Source organism: Psychrosphaera sp. HA2-10 (assembly GCF_055693745.1).
In genome coordinates this window covers 3,057,883-3,074,286 of record NZ_CM146341.1, presented here as the reverse complement: position 1 = coordinate 3,074,286, position 16,404 = coordinate 3,057,883, and the positions used below count along the sequence as shown (strand labels likewise).

Annotated in this window: 29 protein-coding genes; all 29 read right to left on the bottom strand. The window is 42.3% G+C overall.

Annotated features, from left to right (window positions below):
• Positions 1-480: 480 nt before the first annotated feature.
• The gene (gene rplQ, locus ACZ1GV_RS14045) at positions 481-882 is read right to left on the bottom strand and encodes a 50S ribosomal protein L17 (RefSeq protein WP_210560569.1); all 402 of its coding nucleotides are present in this window, start codon (positions 880-882) and stop codon (positions 481-483) included.
• A 33-nt stretch (positions 883-915) separates the two neighbouring features.
• A complete protein-coding gene (locus ACZ1GV_RS14040; protein WP_210560570.1) occupies positions 916-1,908 on the bottom strand; it encodes a DNA-directed RNA polymerase subunit alpha in 993 nt (330 codons plus the stop codon).
• A gap of 24 nt (positions 1,909-1,932) precedes the next feature.
• A complete protein-coding gene (gene rpsD / locus ACZ1GV_RS14035) occupies positions 1,933-2,553 on the bottom strand; it encodes a 30S ribosomal protein S4 (protein WP_210560571.1) in 621 nt (206 codons plus the stop codon).
• 22 nt (positions 2,554-2,575) lie between these two features.
• Complete coding sequence (gene rpsK / locus ACZ1GV_RS14030) at positions 2,576-2,965, bottom strand: 30S ribosomal protein S11 (RefSeq protein ID WP_155696621.1); 390 nt, start codon at positions 2,963-2,965, stop codon at positions 2,576-2,578.
• A gap of 16 nt (positions 2,966-2,981) precedes the next feature.
• On the bottom strand, positions 2,982-3,338 hold the full coding sequence (gene rpsM / locus ACZ1GV_RS14025; RefSeq protein WP_210560572.1) for a 30S ribosomal protein S13: 357 nt from the start codon (positions 3,336-3,338) through the stop codon (positions 2,982-2,984).
• A gap of 112 nt (positions 3,339-3,450) precedes the next feature.
• Positions 3,451-3,564, bottom strand: coding sequence for a 50S ribosomal protein L36 (gene rpmJ, locus ACZ1GV_RS14020; protein ID WP_105051509.1), 114 nt, complete (start codon positions 3,562-3,564; stop codon positions 3,451-3,453).
• Positions 3,565-3,581: 17 nt separating this feature from the next.
• Positions 3,582-4,940, bottom strand: a complete 1,359-nt coding sequence (secY, locus tag ACZ1GV_RS14015; RefSeq protein WP_210560573.1) for a preprotein translocase subunit SecY — start codon at positions 4,938-4,940, stop codon at positions 3,582-3,584.
• A 13-nt stretch (positions 4,941-4,953) separates the two neighbouring features.
• A complete protein-coding gene (gene rplO / locus ACZ1GV_RS14010; protein ID WP_210560574.1) occupies positions 4,954-5,385 on the bottom strand; it encodes a 50S ribosomal protein L15 in 432 nt (143 codons plus the stop codon).
• Positions 5,386-5,388: 3 nt separating this feature from the next.
• Positions 5,389-5,571, bottom strand: coding sequence for a 50S ribosomal protein L30 (gene rpmD, locus ACZ1GV_RS14005; protein ID WP_155696627.1), 183 nt, complete (start codon positions 5,569-5,571; stop codon positions 5,389-5,391).
• Between the two features lie 6 nt (positions 5,572-5,577).
• A complete protein-coding gene (gene rpsE / locus ACZ1GV_RS14000) occupies positions 5,578-6,078 on the bottom strand; it encodes a 30S ribosomal protein S5 (RefSeq protein ID WP_210560575.1) in 501 nt (166 codons plus the stop codon).
• A 9-nt stretch (positions 6,079-6,087) separates the two neighbouring features.
• Positions 6,088-6,438 (bottom strand): 50S ribosomal protein L18, encoded by a 351-nt coding sequence (gene rplR, locus ACZ1GV_RS13995; RefSeq protein ID WP_210560576.1) that lies wholly within the window; start codon positions 6,436-6,438, stop codon positions 6,088-6,090.
• A gap of 9 nt (positions 6,439-6,447) precedes the next feature.
• On the bottom strand, positions 6,448-6,981 hold the full coding sequence (gene rplF / locus ACZ1GV_RS13990) for a 50S ribosomal protein L6 (RefSeq protein ID WP_472674695.1): 534 nt from the start codon (positions 6,979-6,981) through the stop codon (positions 6,448-6,450).
• Positions 6,982-6,994: 13 nt separating this feature from the next.
• Positions 6,995-7,387 carry a 30S ribosomal protein S8 gene (gene rpsH / locus ACZ1GV_RS13985; RefSeq protein ID WP_210560578.1) on the bottom strand — a complete coding sequence of 131 codons (393 nt, stop codon included), beginning with the start codon at positions 7,385-7,387 and terminating at the stop codon, positions 6,995-6,997.
• A gap of 20 nt (positions 7,388-7,407) precedes the next feature.
• A complete protein-coding gene (rpsN, locus tag ACZ1GV_RS13980) occupies positions 7,408-7,713 on the bottom strand; it encodes a 30S ribosomal protein S14 (protein ID WP_210560579.1) in 306 nt (101 codons plus the stop codon).
• An 11-nt stretch (positions 7,714-7,724) separates the two neighbouring features.
• The gene (gene rplE / locus ACZ1GV_RS13975) at positions 7,725-8,264 is read right to left on the bottom strand and encodes a 50S ribosomal protein L5 (protein ID WP_210562316.1); all 540 of its coding nucleotides are present in this window, start codon (positions 8,262-8,264) and stop codon (positions 7,725-7,727) included.
• 14 nt (positions 8,265-8,278) lie between these two features.
• Positions 8,279-8,593, bottom strand: a complete 315-nt coding sequence (gene rplX, locus ACZ1GV_RS13970) for a 50S ribosomal protein L24 (protein WP_210560580.1) — start codon at positions 8,591-8,593, stop codon at positions 8,279-8,281.
• 10 nt (positions 8,594-8,603) lie between these two features.
• Positions 8,604-8,972 (bottom strand): 50S ribosomal protein L14, encoded by a 369-nt coding sequence (rplN, locus tag ACZ1GV_RS13965; RefSeq protein ID WP_155696642.1) that lies wholly within the window; start codon positions 8,970-8,972, stop codon positions 8,604-8,606.
• A gap of 265 nt (positions 8,973-9,237) precedes the next feature.
• Positions 9,238-9,495 carry a 30S ribosomal protein S17 gene (gene rpsQ, locus ACZ1GV_RS13960; RefSeq protein WP_472674694.1) on the bottom strand — a complete coding sequence of 86 codons (258 nt, stop codon included), beginning with the start codon at positions 9,493-9,495 and terminating at the stop codon, positions 9,238-9,240.
• Complete coding sequence (rpmC, locus tag ACZ1GV_RS13955) at positions 9,495-9,689, bottom strand: 50S ribosomal protein L29 (protein ID WP_155696646.1); 195 nt, start codon at positions 9,687-9,689, stop codon at positions 9,495-9,497. Before rpmC ends, rpsQ begins: the two co-directional genes overlap by 1 nt.
• Positions 9,689-10,102 carry a 50S ribosomal protein L16 gene (gene rplP / locus ACZ1GV_RS13950; RefSeq protein WP_155696648.1) on the bottom strand — a complete coding sequence of 138 codons (414 nt, stop codon included), beginning with the start codon at positions 10,100-10,102 and terminating at the stop codon, positions 9,689-9,691. The genes rpmC and rplP overlap by 1 nt, the downstream gene beginning before the upstream one ends.
• Positions 10,103-10,111: 9 nt before the next feature.
• A complete protein-coding gene (gene rpsC / locus ACZ1GV_RS13945; protein WP_155696649.1) occupies positions 10,112-10,816 on the bottom strand; it encodes a 30S ribosomal protein S3 in 705 nt (234 codons plus the stop codon).
• 11 nt (positions 10,817-10,827) lie between these two features.
• Positions 10,828-11,157, bottom strand: coding sequence for a 50S ribosomal protein L22 (rplV, locus tag ACZ1GV_RS13940; RefSeq protein WP_210560582.1), 330 nt, complete (start codon positions 11,155-11,157; stop codon positions 10,828-10,830).
• A gap of 10 nt (positions 11,158-11,167) precedes the next feature.
• On the bottom strand, positions 11,168-11,446 hold the full coding sequence (rpsS, locus tag ACZ1GV_RS13935; RefSeq protein WP_155696653.1) for a 30S ribosomal protein S19: 279 nt from the start codon (positions 11,444-11,446) through the stop codon (positions 11,168-11,170).
• 16 nt (positions 11,447-11,462) lie between these two features.
• Entirely contained in the window at positions 11,463-12,287 is an 825-nt protein-coding gene (gene rplB / locus ACZ1GV_RS13930; RefSeq protein ID WP_155696655.1) for a 50S ribosomal protein L2, read from the bottom strand.
• Positions 12,288-12,301: 14 nt separating this feature from the next.
• Positions 12,302-12,607: a 50S ribosomal protein L23 gene (gene rplW, locus ACZ1GV_RS13925; protein WP_155696657.1), complete on the bottom strand. Its 306-nt coding sequence runs from the start codon at positions 12,605-12,607 to the stop codon at positions 12,302-12,304.
• Positions 12,604-13,209 carry a 50S ribosomal protein L4 gene (gene rplD, locus ACZ1GV_RS13920; RefSeq protein WP_210560583.1) on the bottom strand — a complete coding sequence of 202 codons (606 nt, stop codon included), beginning with the start codon at positions 13,207-13,209 and terminating at the stop codon, positions 12,604-12,606. Before rplD ends, rplW begins: the two co-directional genes overlap by 4 nt.
• Before the next feature lie 14 nt (positions 13,210-13,223).
• Positions 13,224-13,862, bottom strand: coding sequence for a 50S ribosomal protein L3 (gene rplC / locus ACZ1GV_RS13915; protein ID WP_210560584.1), 639 nt, complete (start codon positions 13,860-13,862; stop codon positions 13,224-13,226).
• Positions 13,863-13,886: 24 nt separating this feature from the next.
• Positions 13,887-14,198 carry a 30S ribosomal protein S10 gene (rpsJ, locus tag ACZ1GV_RS13910; RefSeq protein WP_105051487.1) on the bottom strand — a complete coding sequence of 104 codons (312 nt, stop codon included), beginning with the start codon at positions 14,196-14,198 and terminating at the stop codon, positions 13,887-13,889.
• 326 nt (positions 14,199-14,524) lie between these two features.
• The gene (locus ACZ1GV_RS13905; protein WP_472674693.1) at positions 14,525-16,297 is read right to left on the bottom strand and encodes an acyl-CoA dehydrogenase C-terminal domain-containing protein; all 1,773 of its coding nucleotides are present in this window, start codon (positions 16,295-16,297) and stop codon (positions 14,525-14,527) included.
• Positions 16,298-16,404 lie beyond the last annotated feature (107 nt).

Below are 16,404 nucleotides of genomic sequence, written 5' to 3'. Positions count from 1 at the left end.
CATTATAGAGATCTAATTCCGTTGCGCAAGTGCTTTTGTTAAAAAAATTGTATTTTCTTGTTGTTCGGCCAAATATGAGTCGATATGGGCTATTTTTAGACGACAACTTACAGAAATGAGCACAAATTAGCCAATTTAACTTTGATTAGGCAATGCAGCTAGTGCTACGCCGAATACAGATAATAAGTAGATAAGTAGATAAGTAGATAAGTAGATAAGTAGATAAGTAGATAAGTAGATAAGTAGATAAGTAGATAAGTAGATAAGTAGATAAGTAGATAAGTAGATAAGTAGATAAGTAGATAAGTAGATAAGTAGATAAGTAGATAAGTAGATAAGTAGATAAGTAGATAAGTAGATAAGTAGATAAGTAGATAAGTAGATAAGTAGATAAGTAGATAAGTAGATAAGTATAATTTTAGAGTTTTATCGGTTACAACCTATAAATGTAAAAAAGCCGGGAAAACCCGGCTTTTTTATTTACTCTTCAGTAGCTTCAACTACTTCAGCATCTGCATCAAGTTCTGGTCTATCAACCAGTTCAATGTACGCCATTGGTGCTTTATCACCAGTACGGTATCCACACTTGATAATACGAGTGTATCCACCAGGACGTTCATTGTAACGTTGACCCAAGTCAGTAAATAATTTACCAACTACTTCAGCATCTCTCGTACGAGCGAATGCTAAACGACGATTTGCTACGCTGTCAGATTTAGCCATTGTGATCAATGGTTCAATAACACGACGTAATTCTTTCGCTTTAGGCAACGTTGTTTTGATGATTTCATGCTTCACCAATGAACCCGCCATATTACGGAACATCGCTTGACGATGACTGCTGTTGCGGTTTAATTGACGACCACTCTTACGATGGCGCATGAGCTTTTCCTTCTAACTAATTCGTTTAAAAATTTAGTCGTTATCTAACAGACTAGCCGGTGGCCAGTTCTCTAAACGCATGCCTAGAGATAAACCACGAGACGCCAAAACGTCTTTGATTTCTGTTAGAGACTTCTTACCAAGATTAGGAGTTTTTAATAACTCAACCTCAGTTCGCTGTACTAAATCACCGATATATTGTACTTGTTCAGCTTTCAAACAGTTAGCTGAACGAACAGTCAATTCTAGATCGTCTACTGGACGTAATAGAATTGGATCAAATTCTGGCTTCTCTTCTTCTTGAGCTACTTCAGTAACGTCGCGTAAGTCTACGAACGCTTCTAATTGTTCTGCAAGAATAGTAGAAGAACGACGAATTGCTTCTTCAGGATCTAAAGTGCCATTCGTTTCCATATCAATGATCAATTTGTCTAGATCAGTACGCTGTTCAACACGAGCACTTTCAACATTGTAAGCTATACGCTCAACAGGGCTAAAAGATGCATCAAGCAACAAACGACCGATTGGACGATCTTCTTCGTCTGAGGACACACGCGCAGAAGCAGGAACATAACCACGGCCACGCTGCACGTTTACACGCATAGAAATTTCAGAGTTTGCACTCGTTAAATTACAAATAACGTGTTCAGGGTTGATGATTTCTACATCACCATCGTGCTGAAAATCAGCAGCTGTAACAGGGCCAACACCTGACTTACTCAAAGTCAAAGTTACTTCGTCCTTTCCCTCTACGCGAACTGCTAAACCTTTCAGGTTTAACAAGATTTCAATCACATCTTCCTGTACACCTTCTTTTGCACTGTATTCGTGCTGCACACCGTCGATTTCCACTTCGGTCACGGCACATCCAGGCATAGACGACAACAAGATTCTGCGTAACGCATTACCAAGAGTATGGCCAAAACCACGCTCTAACGGCTCAAGCGTTACTTTAGCTCGAGTTGCACTAACTTGCTCAATATCTACAAGCCTAGGCTTAAGGAATTCAGTTACAGACCCCTGCATTTTATATCCTCTTATGTTTCAACTTTACTTAGAGTAAAGTTCAACAATTAACTGTTCGTTAATCTCTGTAGATAACTCAGAGCGTTCAGGGTGTGATTTATATACACCTGTCATCGCTTTCGCATCTACGTCAATCCAAGTCGGTTTTTCACGTTGTTCAGCTAACTCAAGAGCAGCAACAATACGACCTTGCTTTTTCGATTTTTCACGAACAGCAACAACGTCTTCTGCAGACACTTTGTAGGAAGGAATGTTCACTACGCTACCGTTAACAACAATTGACTTGTGGCTAACTAGCTGACGAGCTTCCGCACGAGTACTCGCGTAACCCATACGATAAACAACGTTATCTAAACGGCTTTCTAAAAGTTGTAATAGGTTCTCACCAGTATTACCTTTAAGACGTGCCGCCTCTTTATAATAGTTACGGAATTGTTTTTCTAAAACACCGTAAATACGACGTACTTTTTGTTTTTCACGAAGCTGCAAACCGTAGTCAGACAAACGTGGCTTACGCGCACCGTGCTGACCTGGAGCAGTATCGATTTTACATTTAGTCTCTATAGCACGTACGCCACTTTTAAGGAACAAATCTGTTCCTTCGCGACGACTAAGCTTTAGCTTTGGACCCAAATATCTTGCCATGTTCTTTCTCCACTAACAGTCGTTATACACGACGTTTCTTAGGCGGACGACAACCGTTATGAGGAATAGGTGTAACGTCAGTAATGTTAGTGATTTTATATCCCACTGCATTAAGAGCGCGAATCGCTGATTCACGGCCTGGACCAGGTCCCTTAACGAATACTTCAATATTCTTCAAACCGTATTCTTTAGCTGCTTCGCCTGCGCGTTCAGCCGCTACCTGTGCAGCGAATGGTGTTGATTTACGTGAACCACGGAAACCAGAACCACCTGCAGTAGCCCAAGACAACGCATTGCCTTGACGGTCGGTTAATGTAACGATTGTGTTGTTGAAAGACGCATGGATATGAGCCATACCATCAGCAACCTGCTTTTTTACTTTCTTACGTGAACGAGTTGGAGCTTTTGCCATTTCTTGCTACCTCGCCTTATTTAGTAATAGGTTTACGTGGACCTTTACGGGTACGCGCATTTGTTTTAGTGCGTTGACCACGTAGAGGAAGACTGCGACGATGGCGCATGCCACGGTTACAACCTAAATCCATTAAACGTTTAATATTTAAAGTTACTTCACGGCGAAGATCACCTTCAACGGTGTACTTGCCAACTTCTTCACGTAATTTATCTAAATCTTGTTCAGATAATGTTCCGATTTTCGTATCTTCAGCGATACCAGTAGCTGCCAAAATTGCTTTTGAACGAGTTTTACCGATACCGAAAATCGCTGTTAAAGCGATAACTGAATGTTTACGATCGGAAATGTTAATGCCAGCGATACGGGCCACTAACACATCTCCTATAGTTTTGGGTCAGTCGAAAAGCCCGTTAGGATACTCGACCTATGACCATTTGTAAATATGGGCGAGAAAAACTTCCTCGCCCCCATCTTACGTCGTATTAACCCTGGCGCTGTTTGTGCTTAGGGTCTGTACAGATTACACGAACAACACCTGAACGTTTAATTACTTTACAGTTACGACATATCTTCTTAACGGAAGCACGTACTTTCATTGCTTTTACTCCGCAATCTAACGGCTATAGCCTTTCAGGTTAGCTTTATCAATCGCTTTCCCTGCAAGGTTCGCCTTCTTAAGAACAGAATCATACTGATGAGACATCAACAGTGTTTGAATCTGCGCCATAAAATCCATGACAACAACAACGATGATTAACAACGATGTTCCGCCAAAATAAAATTGGACATTCCAAGCAATCATCATGAACTCAGGTACTAAACATACAAATGTAATGTACATAGCTCCTGCTAGTGTCAAACGTGTCATCACCTTATCGATGTACTTCGACGTTTGCTCACCAGGTCTGATACCTGGAATAAATGCACCTGAGCGCTTCAAGTTATCCGCTGTTTCTCTCGGGTTGAAAACCAACGCGGTGTAGAAAAAACAGAAGAATATTATAGCAGCTGCGTACAACATAACATATAGGGGTTGTCCCGGTGATAACGTTAAAGACACTTGCTGCAAAAATTCTGCAACTGCGCCTTCTCCAGTACCAAACCAAGCAGCAATAGTGCTTGGGAACATAATAATACTACCAGCAAATATTGGTGGTATTACGCCAGCCATATTTACCTTTAAAGGTAAATGAGAGCTTTGTGCTTGAAACACTTGGCGACCCTGCTGTCGTTTAGCGTAGTTAACAACAATTCGTCGCTGACCACGTTCTACGAATACAACAAAGTATGTAACCGCGAATACAATAACTGCAATCAACAATAGTAACAACATATGAAGTTCGCCTTGACGAGCTTGTTCTGCTGTTGAACCGATTGCAGATGGCAACCCTGCTACGATACCGGTAAAAATCAGTATCGAAATACCGTTACCAATACCTCGTTCAGTAATTTGCTCACCTAACCACATTAAGAACATGGTACCGGTCACCAAACTAACTACTGCTGTGAAATAGAAACCTGGACCTGGATTTAAAACCAAACCTGGCATCATATTCGGCAAGCTAGTAGCTATACCAAACGACTGGAATGTCGCTAATACAAGCGTGAAATAACGAGTGTATTGACTGATTTTCTTACGACCAGCCTCACCTTCTTTCTTTAGCTCTGCTAAAGAAGGGTGCATCACCGTCAATAACTGCATAATAATTGACGCAGTTATGTATGGCATGATACCTAACGCTAATACCGAAGCACGCTCAAGCGCACCACCGGAGAACATGTTAAACATTTCTACGATGGTACCCTTTTGCTGTTCGAATAATTCAGCTAGTACTGCAGCATCTATCCCAGGAATTGGAACAAAAGAACCCAATCGAAACACAACAATAGCTAAAAAAACAAATAATAATCGTTGTTTTAACTCGGCAAAGCCTGTCTGTCCGCTTTGTAGGTCTAATCCTGGTTTAGCCATAATGTACTTGTCCTTATTCTACTTTTCCGCCGGCTGCAACAATCGCGTCTTGCGCACCTTTAGTAACACGTAGACCAGCTACAGTTACCGAGCGTGCAAGCTCACCAGATTTAACAACTTTAACGAAAAGTATGTCTTTCTTCACTAAGCCAGCAGCTTTCAAAGTTTCTAAAGAAACGATGTCACCATCAACTTTTGCGATTTCTGACAATGTTACTTCATCAGTTACCAACGATTTACGAGAAGTGAAACCGAATTTCGGTAAGCGACGTTGTAAAGGCATTTGACCGCCTTCAAAACCTGGCTTAACACTTCCGCCTGAGCGTGATTTCTGACCTTTGTGTCCACGACCACCAGTTTTACCTAAACCAGAACCGATACCGCGTCCAACGCGTTTCTTATCCGTTTTAGCGCCTGGTGCTGGAGATAGAGTATTCAAACGCATCGATTACCCCTCCACTTTAACCATGTATTGAACTTGGTTTACCATACCACGCACACATGCTGTGTCTTCCAACTCAACAGTGTGGTTAATACGGCGTAAACCCAAGCCACGTAATGTAGCTTTATGCTTCGGTAAACGACCGATAGAGCTACGTATTTGTGTTACTTTAATCGTCTTCTTAGCCATGGTCTATTACCCCAAAATTTCAGAAACGTTAAGACCACGTTTAGCTGCGATTTGTTCAGGAGAATTCATTCCTGCCAAAGCGTCAACTGTAGCGCGAACTACGTTAATTGGGTTAGTTGAACCGTAACATTTAGATAGTACGTTTTGTACACCTGCTACTTCTAATACTGCACGCATAGCACCACCTGCGATGATACCCGTACCTTCTGAAGCTGGTTGCATGTAAACCTTTGAACCAGAGTGGCGACCCTTAATTGGGTGCTGCAATGTTCCATTAGTTAACTCTACATTTACCATGTTACGACGCGCTTTTTCCATTGCTTTTTGAATAGCAGCTGGAACTTCACGCGCTTTACCATAACCAAAACCTACACGGCCGTTTTTGTCACCAACAACAGTTAAAGCTGTGAACGAGAATATACGACCACCCTTAACTACTTTTGATACACGGTTAACCGCAATAAGCTTTTCTTCGAATTCTGTTTGCTTTGCTTCTACGTTAGACATGAGCTACTCCTAGAACTGAAGACCGGCTTCGCGAGCAGCGTCTGCTAACGCTTTCACACGGCCGTGATATTTAAAACCGCTACGGTCAAATGACACTTTCTCAACGCCATTTTTTACCGCACGTTCTGCTACTGCTTTACCAACCGCAGCTGCTGCTTCAACGTTACCTGTAGAAGCAACCGCTGAACGGATGTCTTTTTCTACAGTTGACGCCGCCGCTAACACTTTACCTTCAGGAGAAATTACCTGAGCGTAAGCGTGACGAGGCGTACGGTGCATTACTAAACGTGTAACACCGTTTTCGATAAACGTTCTGCGAGCGCGCTTGGCACGACGTAAACGAGCTGTTTTCTTATCCATCGTCTTACCTTACTTTTTCTTCGCCTCTTTGCGACGAACGATTTCGTCGCTATAACGGATACCTTTGCCTTTATAAGGCTCTGGCTCACGATAAGCGCGAATATTCGCTGCAACTTGACCAACTAAATGTTTACTTGCACCCTTCACAACAACTTCTGTTTGTGTAGGAGCTTCGATAGTCACACCAGCTGGCACTTCAAAGTCTACTGGGTGAGAGAAACCAAGAGATAGACTTAACACGTTACCTTTTACCGCAGCACGGTAACCGACACCATTAAGGATCAATTTTTTCTCAAAACCAGCACTTACACCAACAACTAAGTTGTTAATGTTTGCACGAGCAGTACCTGCCTGTGCCCACGCGTCGGCAAAACCGTCACGAGGAAGTGTGCGAACTACGTTGTCTTCAACAACAACTTCAACAGCAGGGTTAACGTTTAAAGTCAACTCGCCTACTTTACCTTTAACTTTTACTTCCTGACCATTTACGGCGATTTCAACACCGGCAGGAACATTAATAGGTGCTTTTGCTACACGAGACATTATGACTCTCCTATTAAGCTACGTAGCCGATGATCTCGCCGCCAATGCCCGCTTTGCGTGCAGCACGGTCAGTCATCAAACCTTTTGATGTAGAAACGATAGCTATACCTAGACCACCCATAACTTTAGGTAGGTCTGAAGTCTTCTTATAAATACGAAGACCAGGACGGCTAACGCGTTTGATAGTTTCAATTACTGGTTTGCCTTCAAAGTACTTAAGAGTAACGTTTAATTCTTTCTTAACGTCACCTGATACTTCGTAGTCAGCAATAAAACCTTCGCTCTTCAAAAGTTCAGCCAAAGCTGTTTTTAACTTTGATGAAGGCATTGCAACGGTTACTTTGTTTGACATTTGACCGTTACGTACGCGGGTGAACATATCCGCGATAGGATCTTGCATGCTCATCTTTCAATACTCCCAGATTCTTACCAAGAAGCCTTTTTAAGGCCTGGAACTTCACCACGCATCGCTGCTTCACGAAGTTTAATACGGCTTAAGCCGAACTTACGTAAATAGCCATGTGGACGACCTGTCACGTTACAACGATTACGTTGACGCGCAGGGCTTGAATCACGAGGAAGCTCTTGAAGTTTAAGCACAGCTGCCCAACGATCTTCATCAGACGTGTTAACGTCTTTGATAGTTGCCTTTAAATCGGCACGTTTTGCAGCAAATTTTTCAACTAATTTAGCACGTTTAACATCACGCGCTTTCATTGATTGCTTAGCCATAACTCTACACCTTATCCTTTAAATGGGAAGTTGAAAGCAGCTAACAGAGCGTGACCTTCCTCATTTGATTTAGCAGAGGTAGTAATTGTGATATCTAAACCACGTACCTTGTCTACTTTATCAAAATCGATTTCAGGGAAGATAATTTGCTCGCGTACACCCATGCTATAGTTACCGCGACCGTCAAATGACTTAGGATTCAAGCCACGGAAGTCACGAACACGAGGAAGAGCGATTGTAATTAAACGCTCTAAGAAGTCCCACATACGCTCGCCGCGTAGAGTTACCTTGGCACCGATTGGGTAACCTTCACGGATTTTAAAGCCAGCAACTGACTTACGCGCACGAGTTACAACAGGCTTTTGACCGGCAATAGATGCCATGTCAGCAGTCGCTGCTTCAAGTACTTTTTTATCCGCTAGAGCTTCACCCAGACCCATGTTCAGGGTAATCTTCTCAAGACGTGGGACTTGCATGACAGATGTGTAGCCGAACTGTTTAACTAGTTCAGGCACTACGCTGTCTTTATAAGTATCATGCAGTTTCGCCATCATATACTCCAAGATTAGATAGTTTTACCATTAGATTTGAAGAAACGAACTTTTTTGCCGTCTTCAAATTTAAAACCTACACGATCAGCTTTACCCGTTTCTGGGTTAAGGATCGCAACGTTTGATACGTTGATTGACGCTTCTTTCTCAACGATTCCACCAGGCTGCTGTAGTTGTGGTACAGGTTTTTGGTGTTTCTTGATAAGGTTCACGCCCTCTACGATTAATCTGTCAGTACCAGTGATAACTTTTAAAACTTTACCAGTTTTACCTTTATCTTTACCAGCTATGACGATTATTTCATCTTCACGACGAATTTTGCTTGCCATTTTCAGCTCCTTAAATTACTTCAGGTGCCAATGACACGATTTTCATGAACTTATCACCGCGAAGTTCGCGAGTAACAGGTCCAAAAATACGAGTTCCGATTGGCTGCAAGTTGGCGTTCAAAATAACAGCTGCATTACTATCGAATCGGATGGCTTGACCATCTGGACGACGAACCGCTGCTTTAGTGCGAACTACCACCGCGTTAAGAACATCACCTTTTTTAACTTTACCACGTGGAATTGCTTCCTTAACAGTAACTTTAATGATGTCGCCGATGCCGGCGTAACGACGGTGAGAGCCACCAAGAACCTTAATACACTGTACGCGACGTGCGCCTGAGTTATCAGCCACATCTAACGTAGTTTGCATTTGGATCATGTTTAGTGCTCCGCTAATTAAATTATACTTCAATGTCCTTTCGGACTTGCTGCTTTCTAGTCATTATTGACTACCCCCTACAAAAGGGCGCGCAAGTATAACTAAGTGATGGTTGAAATACAACCTAATTAAACACGTGATTAAATAATAAACGGTTATTAAATTATAAGTCATTGCCAGGCTTAGCTATCTTCTCAAAGAACAAAACTAAAAATAAAAAACCGGAGCAAACGCTCCGGTTTTTTTAGCTAATTACTTCAAAAAATTAAAGTGTTTTAGCTTTTTCAATTACGTCTACCAAAGTCCAAGTTTTGTTCTTAGAAATTGGAGCGCATTCACGGATTGTAACCGTGTCACCGATACCACACTGGTTAGTTTCGTCGTGAGCGTGCAACTTAGTTGTACGCTTTACGAACTTACCGTAGATAGGGTGTTTAACCTTGCGTTCGATAGAAACAACGATAGATTTCTCCATCTTGTCACTAACTACGCGGCCTTGTAATGTACGGATAGTATCGCTCATTACGCACCTGCCTTGTTTTGTGCAATTACTGTTTTAACACGCGCAATGTTGCGACGTACTTGACGCAGTAAATGTGTTTGAGCTAGTTGGCCAGAAGATTGTTGCATGCGCAAGTTAAATTGCTCACGTAACAAACCTAGTAGTTCAGCTCTTAGCTCTTCTACAGTTTTATCTTTAAGATCGCTAGCTTTCATTACATCACCGTTCTAGTTACAAAAGTGGTTTTGAATGGCAGTTTACGAGCCGCTAAGCGGAACGCTTCACGCGCCAATTCTTCTGCTACACCGTCCATTTCGTAAAGTACTTTACCAGGTTGAATTTCAGCAACCCAATATTCAACATTACCTTTACCTTTACCTTGACGAACTTCTAACGGCTTCGCCGTAATTGGTTTGTCAGGGAATACACGGATCCAAATTTGACCTTGACGTTTTACGTGACGTGTCATTGCACGACGAGCTGCTTCGATTTGACGTGCAGTCATACGACCACGGCCAGTAGCCTTAAGGCCGAAAGTACCAAAGCTAACCTTGTTACCGTTCTGAGCTAGACCACGGTTGCGGCCTTTATGCTGCTTACGGAATTTTGTACGTTTTGGTTGTAACATCGTCTACTCCTACTTAGCGCTTTTGCTACGACGCTTCTTCGCTGGTTTAGGTTGTTTTGGTTCTTCTTGAGAGATTGAACCGAAACCACCAAGTACTTCACCTTTAAAGATCCATACTTTTACACCGATGATGCCGTAAGTAGTTAATGCTTCAGAAGTTGCATAGTCGATATCAGCACGTAAAGTGTGTAGTGGTACACGACCTTCACGATACCATTCTGAACGTGCAATTTCTGCTCCGCCCAAACGACCGCTTACTTCAACTTTGATACCCTTTGCACCAACACGCATTGCGTTTTGTACCGCGCGCTTCATAGCACGACGGAACATAACACGACGCTCAAGCTGGCTAGAAATGCTTTCAGCTACTAGCTGTGCATCTAACTCAGGCTTGCGAATCTCTGCGATGTTGATTTGAGCAGGTACGCCTGTCAATTTTGCTACAACATTACGAAGTTTTTCAACGTCTGCGCCTTTCTTACCAATTACAACACCTGGACGAGCCGTGTGAATTGTAACTTTGATAGATTTAGCAGGACGTTCAATCGTAATCTTAGAAACTGAAGCGTTCTTTAATTCTTTAGTCAGATACTGACGAACTTTAATGTCGCCATTAAGATGACTAGCGTAATCTTTTGTATTCGCGTACCAGGTAGCAACCCATGGTTTAGTGATACCTAGGCGAATCCCCGTAGGATGTACTTTTTGACCCATTAGTTAATCTCCTAGTCCGCTACTACAACAGTAATATGTGAAGAGCGCTTAAGAACGCGGTCTGCGCGGCCTTTTGCACGAGTCTTAATGCGTTTCATGGTTGGACCTGCGTCTATCATGATTGTCGCAACTTTAAGTTCGTCGATGTCTGCGCCTTCATTATGCTCAGCATTTGCAATTGCAGACTCTAAAACTTTCTTCACTAATACAGCAGCTTTTTTATTGCTGAAATTTAATACGTCTAACGCCTTGTCGACTGGTAGACCACGAATCTGGTCAGCTACCAAGCGAGCCTTCTGAGGAGAAGTGCGGGCAAAACGATGTTTAGCTATAGCTTGCATTATTTACTCCTTACTTCTTCTTAGCTTTCTTGTCAGCCGCGTGACCGCGGTACGTACGAGTAGGTGCGAATTCACCCAACTTATGGCCAACCATTTCGTCAGATACAAACACAGGAACGTGTTGACGACCATTATGGACAGCGATGGTCAATCCAATCATATCAGGAATGATCATTGAGCGACGAGACCAAGTTTTAATTGGTTTCTTGTTCCCGCTTTCCAAGGCTGCTTCAACCTTCTTCAGCAAGTGTAGGTCAATAAAAGGACCTTTCTTGAGAGAACGTGGCATGGTATTACCTCACTAATTATTTATTACGACGACGAACAATGTACTTATCAGTACGTTTGTTCTTACGAGTCTTAGCACCCTTAGTCGGTTTACCCCAAGGAGTAACCGGGTGACGACCACCAGAAGTACGACCTTCACCACCACCGTGCGGGTGATCAACCGGGTTCATTACAACACCACGGACAGTCGGACGAACACCACGCCATCTGCTTGCACCAGCTTTACCAAGCTGACGAAGCATATGCTCAGCATTACCTACTTCACCAAGAGTCGCACGACAATCAGAAAGAACTTTACGCATTTCGCCTGAGCGAAGACGTAGAGTAACGTATTGACCGTCACGTGCTAATATTTGCACATATGCACCAGCTGAACGAGCAATCTGAGCGCCTTTACCAGGCTTAAGCTCAACATTGTGTACAGTACTACCTACAGGCATGTTACGCATAGGCATAGCATTACCAGCTTTAATAGGTGCATTGATACCAGACATAATCTGATCACCAGCTTTTAGACCTTTAGGTGCAATGATGTACTTACGTTCACCGTCTGCATAAAGAACTAACGCGATGTTTGCGCTGCGGTTTGGATCATATTCCAAACGCTCAACTGTTGCCGGAATACCGTCTTTATTACGCTTGAAGTCAACCAAACGATAGTGTTGCTTATGACCACCACCGATGTGACGTACAGTAATGCGACCATTGTTGTTACGGCCACCAGATTTAGATTTTTTCTCTAAAAGTGGTGCGTATGGTGCGCCTTTGTGCAAGTCAGTGTTAACTACCTTCGTCATATGACGACGACCAGCAGATGTTGGTTTACATTTTACTAGAGCCATTTTTTACTCTCCAATTACTCTGCTGCGCCGTCTTCAAGATCAAGGCTTTGACCGTCTGCAAGAGTTACGTAAGCTTTTTTCCAATTCTTACGACGACCCATGCGAGCACCAGTGCGTTTTGCCTTACCTTTAACGTTAAGAGAGTTAACTCGCTTAACTTCAACTTCGAAAAGTTTTTCAACAGCAGCTTTAATTTCTTCTTTAGTAGCGTCAACAGCAACTTTGAATACTAACGTGTTGTTAGCTTCAGATGCTAAAGTGGTCTTTTCAGAAACATGTGGAGCTACTAATACTTTTAACAAACGTTCTTCGCTTATCATGCTAGCATCTCCTCAATTTGTTTAACTGCACCAGCAGTTACCAATACTTTATCGAACGCAATTAAACTAACTGGGTCGATTGTTGCCGCATCACGAACGTCAACTTTATATAAGTTGCGAGCTGATAAGAACAAGTTCTCAGATACTTCTTCAGTAATGATCAATACGTCTTTTAAGCTCATTTCATTTAACTTAGCAGCTAGTGCTTTAGTTTTTGGAGTTTCAACTTCAAAGTTTTCAACTACCACGAAACGCTCTTGACGAACTAACTCAGAAAGAATGCTTTGAATAGCACCACGGTACATTTTCTTATTCACTTTTTGTGAATGGTCCTGTGGCTTAGCAGCGAATGTTACGCCACCAGAACGCCAGATAGGACTACGAATAGTACCGGCACGAGCACGACCAGTGCCCTTTTGACGCCATGGCTTCTTACCGCCACCGCTAACTTCTGAGCGAGTTTTTTGAGCTCTAGAACCCTGGCGAGCGCCTGCAGCGTATGCAGTTACTACCTGGTGAACTAATGCTTCATTGAACTCACGTCCGAAAGTAGCTTCTGAAACTTCAACAGCGCCTGTTGCGCCTGTATAATCTAATTTCATCACTATTCTCCGGATTACGCTTTAACAGCAGGTTTAATGATGACGTCGCCGCCAATTGAACCTGGTACCGCGCCTTTAACTAGAAGTAAATTACGCTCTGCGTCCACACGTACTAGCTCAAGATTTTGAGTTGTTGTACGTACGTTACCCATTTGGCCGGCCATTTTCTTACCTTTAAATACACGACCTGGTGTTTGGTTTTGACCAATAGAACCAGGAGCACGGTGAGAAAGTGAGTTACCATGAGTCGCGTCTTGCATGCTGAAATTCCAGCGCTTAACACCACCTTGGAAACCTTTACCTTTTGACGTACCAGTTACGTCAACCAATTTAGCGTCATTAAATACTTCTACAGTAATTTCGCTACCAACTTCGATACCTTCGCCTTCATTTGCAGTTAAGCGAAATTCCCACATACCACGACCAGCTTCAACACCTGCTTTCGCAAAGTGGCCAGCTTGTGCCTTAGTAACGCGGTTCGCTTTCTTAGTGCCTGCAGTCACTTGAAGTGCGCGGTAACCGTCGGTTTCTTCGTTACGGATTTGAGTAACACGGTTAGGTGTCGCTTCAATCACTGTAACTGGAATTGATACACCATCTTCTGTGAAGATACGTGTCATTCCCACTTTACGTCCGACTAGACCAATAGTCATTTTGAAACCCCTTTAATCTCTCGATTAACCCAGACTGATCTGAACATCTACACCAGCGGCAAGATCTAAACGCATTAAAGCATCAACAGTTTTTTCTGTTGGCTCAACAATGTCGATTAAACGCTTGTGCGTACGAATTTCATATTGGTCACGCGCATCTTTATTTACGTGTGGAGATACCAATATAGTGAAGCGTTCTTTGCGAGTAGGTAGTGGAATAGGACCACGAACCTGTGCGCCTGTACGCTTTGCCGTTTCAACGATCTCTTGTGTTGACGCATCGATTAGACGATGGTCGAACGCTTTCAATCGGATACGAATACGTTGACTGTTCATTTTATACCTCAAAAGAGCATTTTAGAAAGAGCATAAAAAAACATCGCACTACCTCCATTTTACTGGACATAAGCGAAGCTTTCTTATCTATTAATTGGACCCACAATTGGGGCCCCTGTACATCAGCTAACAAATCGTTAGCTTTTCAAACCGATAAAAAGAGCATTTTTACATATTTCGGTTTGCCTTAAACAATCCTCGCGGAAAATTTAAGAGTGCGCATTATAAAGATATTGAGTATAAATGCAACACTTTATTGTTAATAACTTAAGCTGAAGCGGTTATCTATAAAGACATACCGCTAAGTGCTTAATTATTGTGCACAATTAAATTTCGTCCGCCGTAAATTCAAATAACAATTCTGCGCCCGACTCTATTTGTTGCTTCAAAGAGTGTATTTTTGGAAGCAATCGAGCAAAGTAATAAGTTGCTGTTTTTTGTTTACTTGTCGCGAGCGTTTGTTCAACACCCTCTTCCTTAGAGGCGACTACCATTTTTGCCCACATATATCCGTAAAAAACATATCCGCATAAATGTAAGAAATCCACCGAAGCAGCCCCTAATGCGTTTTTGTCACGAGAAGCTTCATCTAAGACAGATGCGGTTACTTCTTTTAATAGAATTGCACTGTCATTAAGTTGTTTCATCATCTCGCCATTTACGCTTTGGTTTTCCAAACTAAACGCCAATATTTCATCTATCAACAGATTTAACGTTTTACCGCCATCCATTGCAACTTTTCGGCCCATTAGGTCTAAAGCTTGAACACCATTCGTACCTTCATATATCTGCGTGATGCGACAGTCTCTAACTAATTGCTCTTGTCCCCACTCTCTGACATAACCATGACCACCCAGAACCTGCTGGCCCGCAATACAAGCTTCAAGGCTCGTATCTGTAACAAATGCTTTTGCAATCGGCGTTAACAATTGTGCTTTAGCGTTAGCCACATTTGCTTCATCTTCGTCTTTGCTAAACTTAGATATATCTAATTGAACTGAAACATAAGTTCCAAATGCTCTAGCTGCCTCATTCATTGCTCTCATGTTTAAAAGCATTCGACGTACATCAGGATGAACAATAATTGGATCACATTCTTTATCGGTCATTCTTTCTACGCCTTTACCTTGCCCTCTATCTAACGCATATAGTTTTGCATTTTGATAAGAGCGCTCGGCTGCGCCTAACCCTTGAAGGCCGACAAGTAAACGTTCGTAATTCATCATCGTAAACATAGCCGCAAGACCCTTGTTTACTTCACCAACTAGATAGCCTTTAGCCCCATCAAAATTAATAACGCATGTAGCACTAGTATGAATACCCATTTTATGTTCGATTGAGCCACATGATACGGCATTGGACTCACTTAGGTTTCCTTGAGCATCAACATTTATTTTTGGTACTAGGAATAATGATATACCGCGAGATCCAGCTGGAGCATCAGGCAGTTTCGCTAATACTAGATGAATGATGTTCTCAGTTAAATCATGCTCACCACCAGATATAAATATTTTACTACCAGTAATTTCGTAACTACCGTCATCTTGAGGTATCGCTTTTGTTTTTATTAATCCTAAATCTGTTCCTGCATGTGCTTCAGTTAGACACATTGAACCAGTCCATTGACCTGAATACATATTCGGTAGGTATAGCTCTTTTAGTTCTTCAGATGCATGTGCATTAATCGCTAAACACGCGCCGGCAGTTAAGCCAGGGTATAGTGCAAATGCCAAGTCAGCAGAGCACATCATTTCTTCATGCATTGCCGTAATCGTTTTTGGCATACCCATACCACCGAAGTCTGGATTACCTGCTAACCCGATCCAACCACCTTCTGCAACGACATTGTATGACTCTTTATATGTATCAGGAGTCTTAACAGCTCCTTCTGAGAAGATCACACCAATTTCATCTGCAGCTCGACTAAATGGTGCAATTGCTTCTTCTGTTACTTTTGCGCTTTCAGCTAAAATTGCGCCGGCAGTTTCAATATCAATCGATTCCGCTAGCTCAGGCGTGTTCTGCCAAAACTCTTGAACTTTAAAAGTATTAAATAACAAAAAGTTCATATCATTTAGTGGGGCATTATATTGACTCATAGTACTCTCTTATTCATTTATATGTGCTGAACTATACAACCATTAAGACTTATAAAACAGGGGAAAACACGTAATACGCGTTTAAACATACGTTAATTGTTCACAAA

What these genes read in the sequence shown, in the direction of transcription:
- rplQ (WP_210560569.1), bottom strand. Translation starts at nt 882, where the DNA reads ATGCGCCATCGTAAGAGTGGTCGTCAATTAAACCGCAACAGCAGTCAT.
- rplW (WP_155696657.1), bottom strand. Translation starts at nt 12,607, where the DNA reads ATGATAAGCGAAGAACGTTTGTTAAAAGTATTAGTAGCTCCACATGTT.
- rplR (WP_210560576.1), bottom strand. Translation starts at nt 6,438, where the DNA reads ATGGATAAGAAAACAGCTCGTTTACGTCGTGCCAAGCGCGCTCGCAGA.
- rplV (WP_210560582.1), bottom strand. Translation starts at nt 11,157, where the DNA reads ATGCAAGCTATAGCTAAACATCGTTTTGCCCGCACTTCTCCTCAGAAG.
- rplX (WP_210560580.1), bottom strand. Translation starts at nt 8,593, where the DNA reads ATGGCAAGCAAAATTCGTCGTGAAGATGAAATAATCGTCATAGCTGGT.
- rplE (WP_210562316.1), bottom strand. Translation starts at nt 8,264, where the DNA reads ATGGCGAAACTGCATGATACTTATAAAGACAGCGTAGTGCCTGAACTA.
- rpmC (WP_155696646.1), bottom strand. Translation starts at nt 9,689, where the DNA reads ATGAAAGCTAGCGATCTTAAAGATAAAACTGTAGAAGAGCTAAGAGCT.
- rplN (WP_155696642.1), bottom strand. Translation starts at nt 8,972, where the DNA reads ATGATCCAAATGCAAACTACGTTAGATGTGGCTGATAACTCAGGCGCA.
- secY (WP_210560573.1), bottom strand. Translation starts at nt 4,940, where the DNA reads ATGGCTAAACCAGGATTAGACCTACAAAGCGGACAGACAGGCTTTGCC.
- rpsE (WP_210560575.1), bottom strand. Translation starts at nt 6,078, where the DNA reads ATGTCTAACGTAGAAGCAAAGCAAACAGAATTCGAAGAAAAGCTTATT.
- rplP (WP_155696648.1), bottom strand. Translation starts at nt 10,102, where the DNA reads ATGTTACAACCAAAACGTACAAAATTCCGTAAGCAGCATAAAGGCCGC.
- rpsS (WP_155696653.1), bottom strand. Translation starts at nt 11,446, where the DNA reads ATGCCACGTTCTCTCAAGAAAGGTCCTTTTATTGACCTACACTTGCTG.
- rpsK (WP_155696621.1), bottom strand. Translation starts at nt 2,965, where the DNA reads ATGGCAAAAGCTCCAACTCGTTCACGTAAGAAAGTAAAAAAGCAGGTT.
- rplC (WP_210560584.1), bottom strand. Translation starts at nt 13,862, where the DNA reads ATGACTATTGGTCTAGTCGGACGTAAAGTGGGAATGACACGTATCTTC.
- rpmD (WP_155696627.1), bottom strand. Translation starts at nt 5,571, where the DNA reads ATGGCTAAGAAGACGATTAAAGTAACACAAATACGTAGCTCTATCGGT.
- rpsQ (WP_472674694.1), bottom strand. Translation starts at nt 9,495, where the DNA reads ATGAGCGATACTATCCGTACATTACAAGGCCGCGTAGTTAGTGACAAG.
- rpmJ (WP_105051509.1), bottom strand. Translation starts at nt 3,564, where the DNA reads ATGAAAGTACGTGCTTCCGTTAAGAAGATATGTCGTAACTGTAAAGTA.
- rpsD (WP_210560571.1), bottom strand. Translation starts at nt 2,553, where the DNA reads ATGGCAAGATATTTGGGTCCAAAGCTAAAGCTTAGTCGTCGCGAAGGA.
- rplB (WP_155696655.1), bottom strand. Translation starts at nt 12,287, where the DNA reads ATGGCTCTAGTAAAATGTAAACCAACATCTGCTGGTCGTCGTCATATG.
- ACZ1GV_RS14040 (WP_210560570.1), bottom strand. Translation starts at nt 1,908, where the DNA reads ATGCAGGGGTCTGTAACTGAATTCCTTAAGCCTAGGCTTGTAGATATT.
- rplO (WP_210560574.1), bottom strand. Translation starts at nt 5,385, where the DNA reads ATGCGTTTGAATACTCTATCTCCAGCACCAGGCGCTAAAACGGATAAG.
- rpsN (WP_210560579.1), bottom strand. Translation starts at nt 7,713, where the DNA reads ATGGCTAAGCAATCAATGAAAGCGCGTGATGTTAAACGTGCTAAATTA.
- rplF (WP_472674695.1), bottom strand. Translation starts at nt 6,981, where the DNA reads ATGTCTCGTGTAGCAAAAGCACCTATTAATGTTCCTGCCGGTGTTGAA.
- rplD (WP_210560583.1), bottom strand. Translation starts at nt 13,209, where the DNA reads ATGAAATTAGATTATACAGGCGCAACAGGCGCTGTTGAAGTTTCAGAA.
- rpsJ (WP_105051487.1), bottom strand. Translation starts at nt 14,198, where the DNA reads ATGAACAGTCAACGTATTCGTATCCGATTGAAAGCGTTCGACCATCGT.
- ACZ1GV_RS13905 (WP_472674693.1), bottom strand. Translation starts at nt 16,297, where the DNA reads ATGAGTCAATATAATGCCCCACTAAATGATATGAACTTTTTGTTATTT.
- rpsC (WP_155696649.1), bottom strand. Translation starts at nt 10,816, where the DNA reads ATGGGTCAAAAAGTACATCCTACGGGGATTCGCCTAGGTATCACTAAA.
- rpsH (WP_210560578.1), bottom strand. Translation starts at nt 7,387, where the DNA reads ATGAGCATGCAAGATCCTATCGCGGATATGTTCACCCGCGTACGTAAC.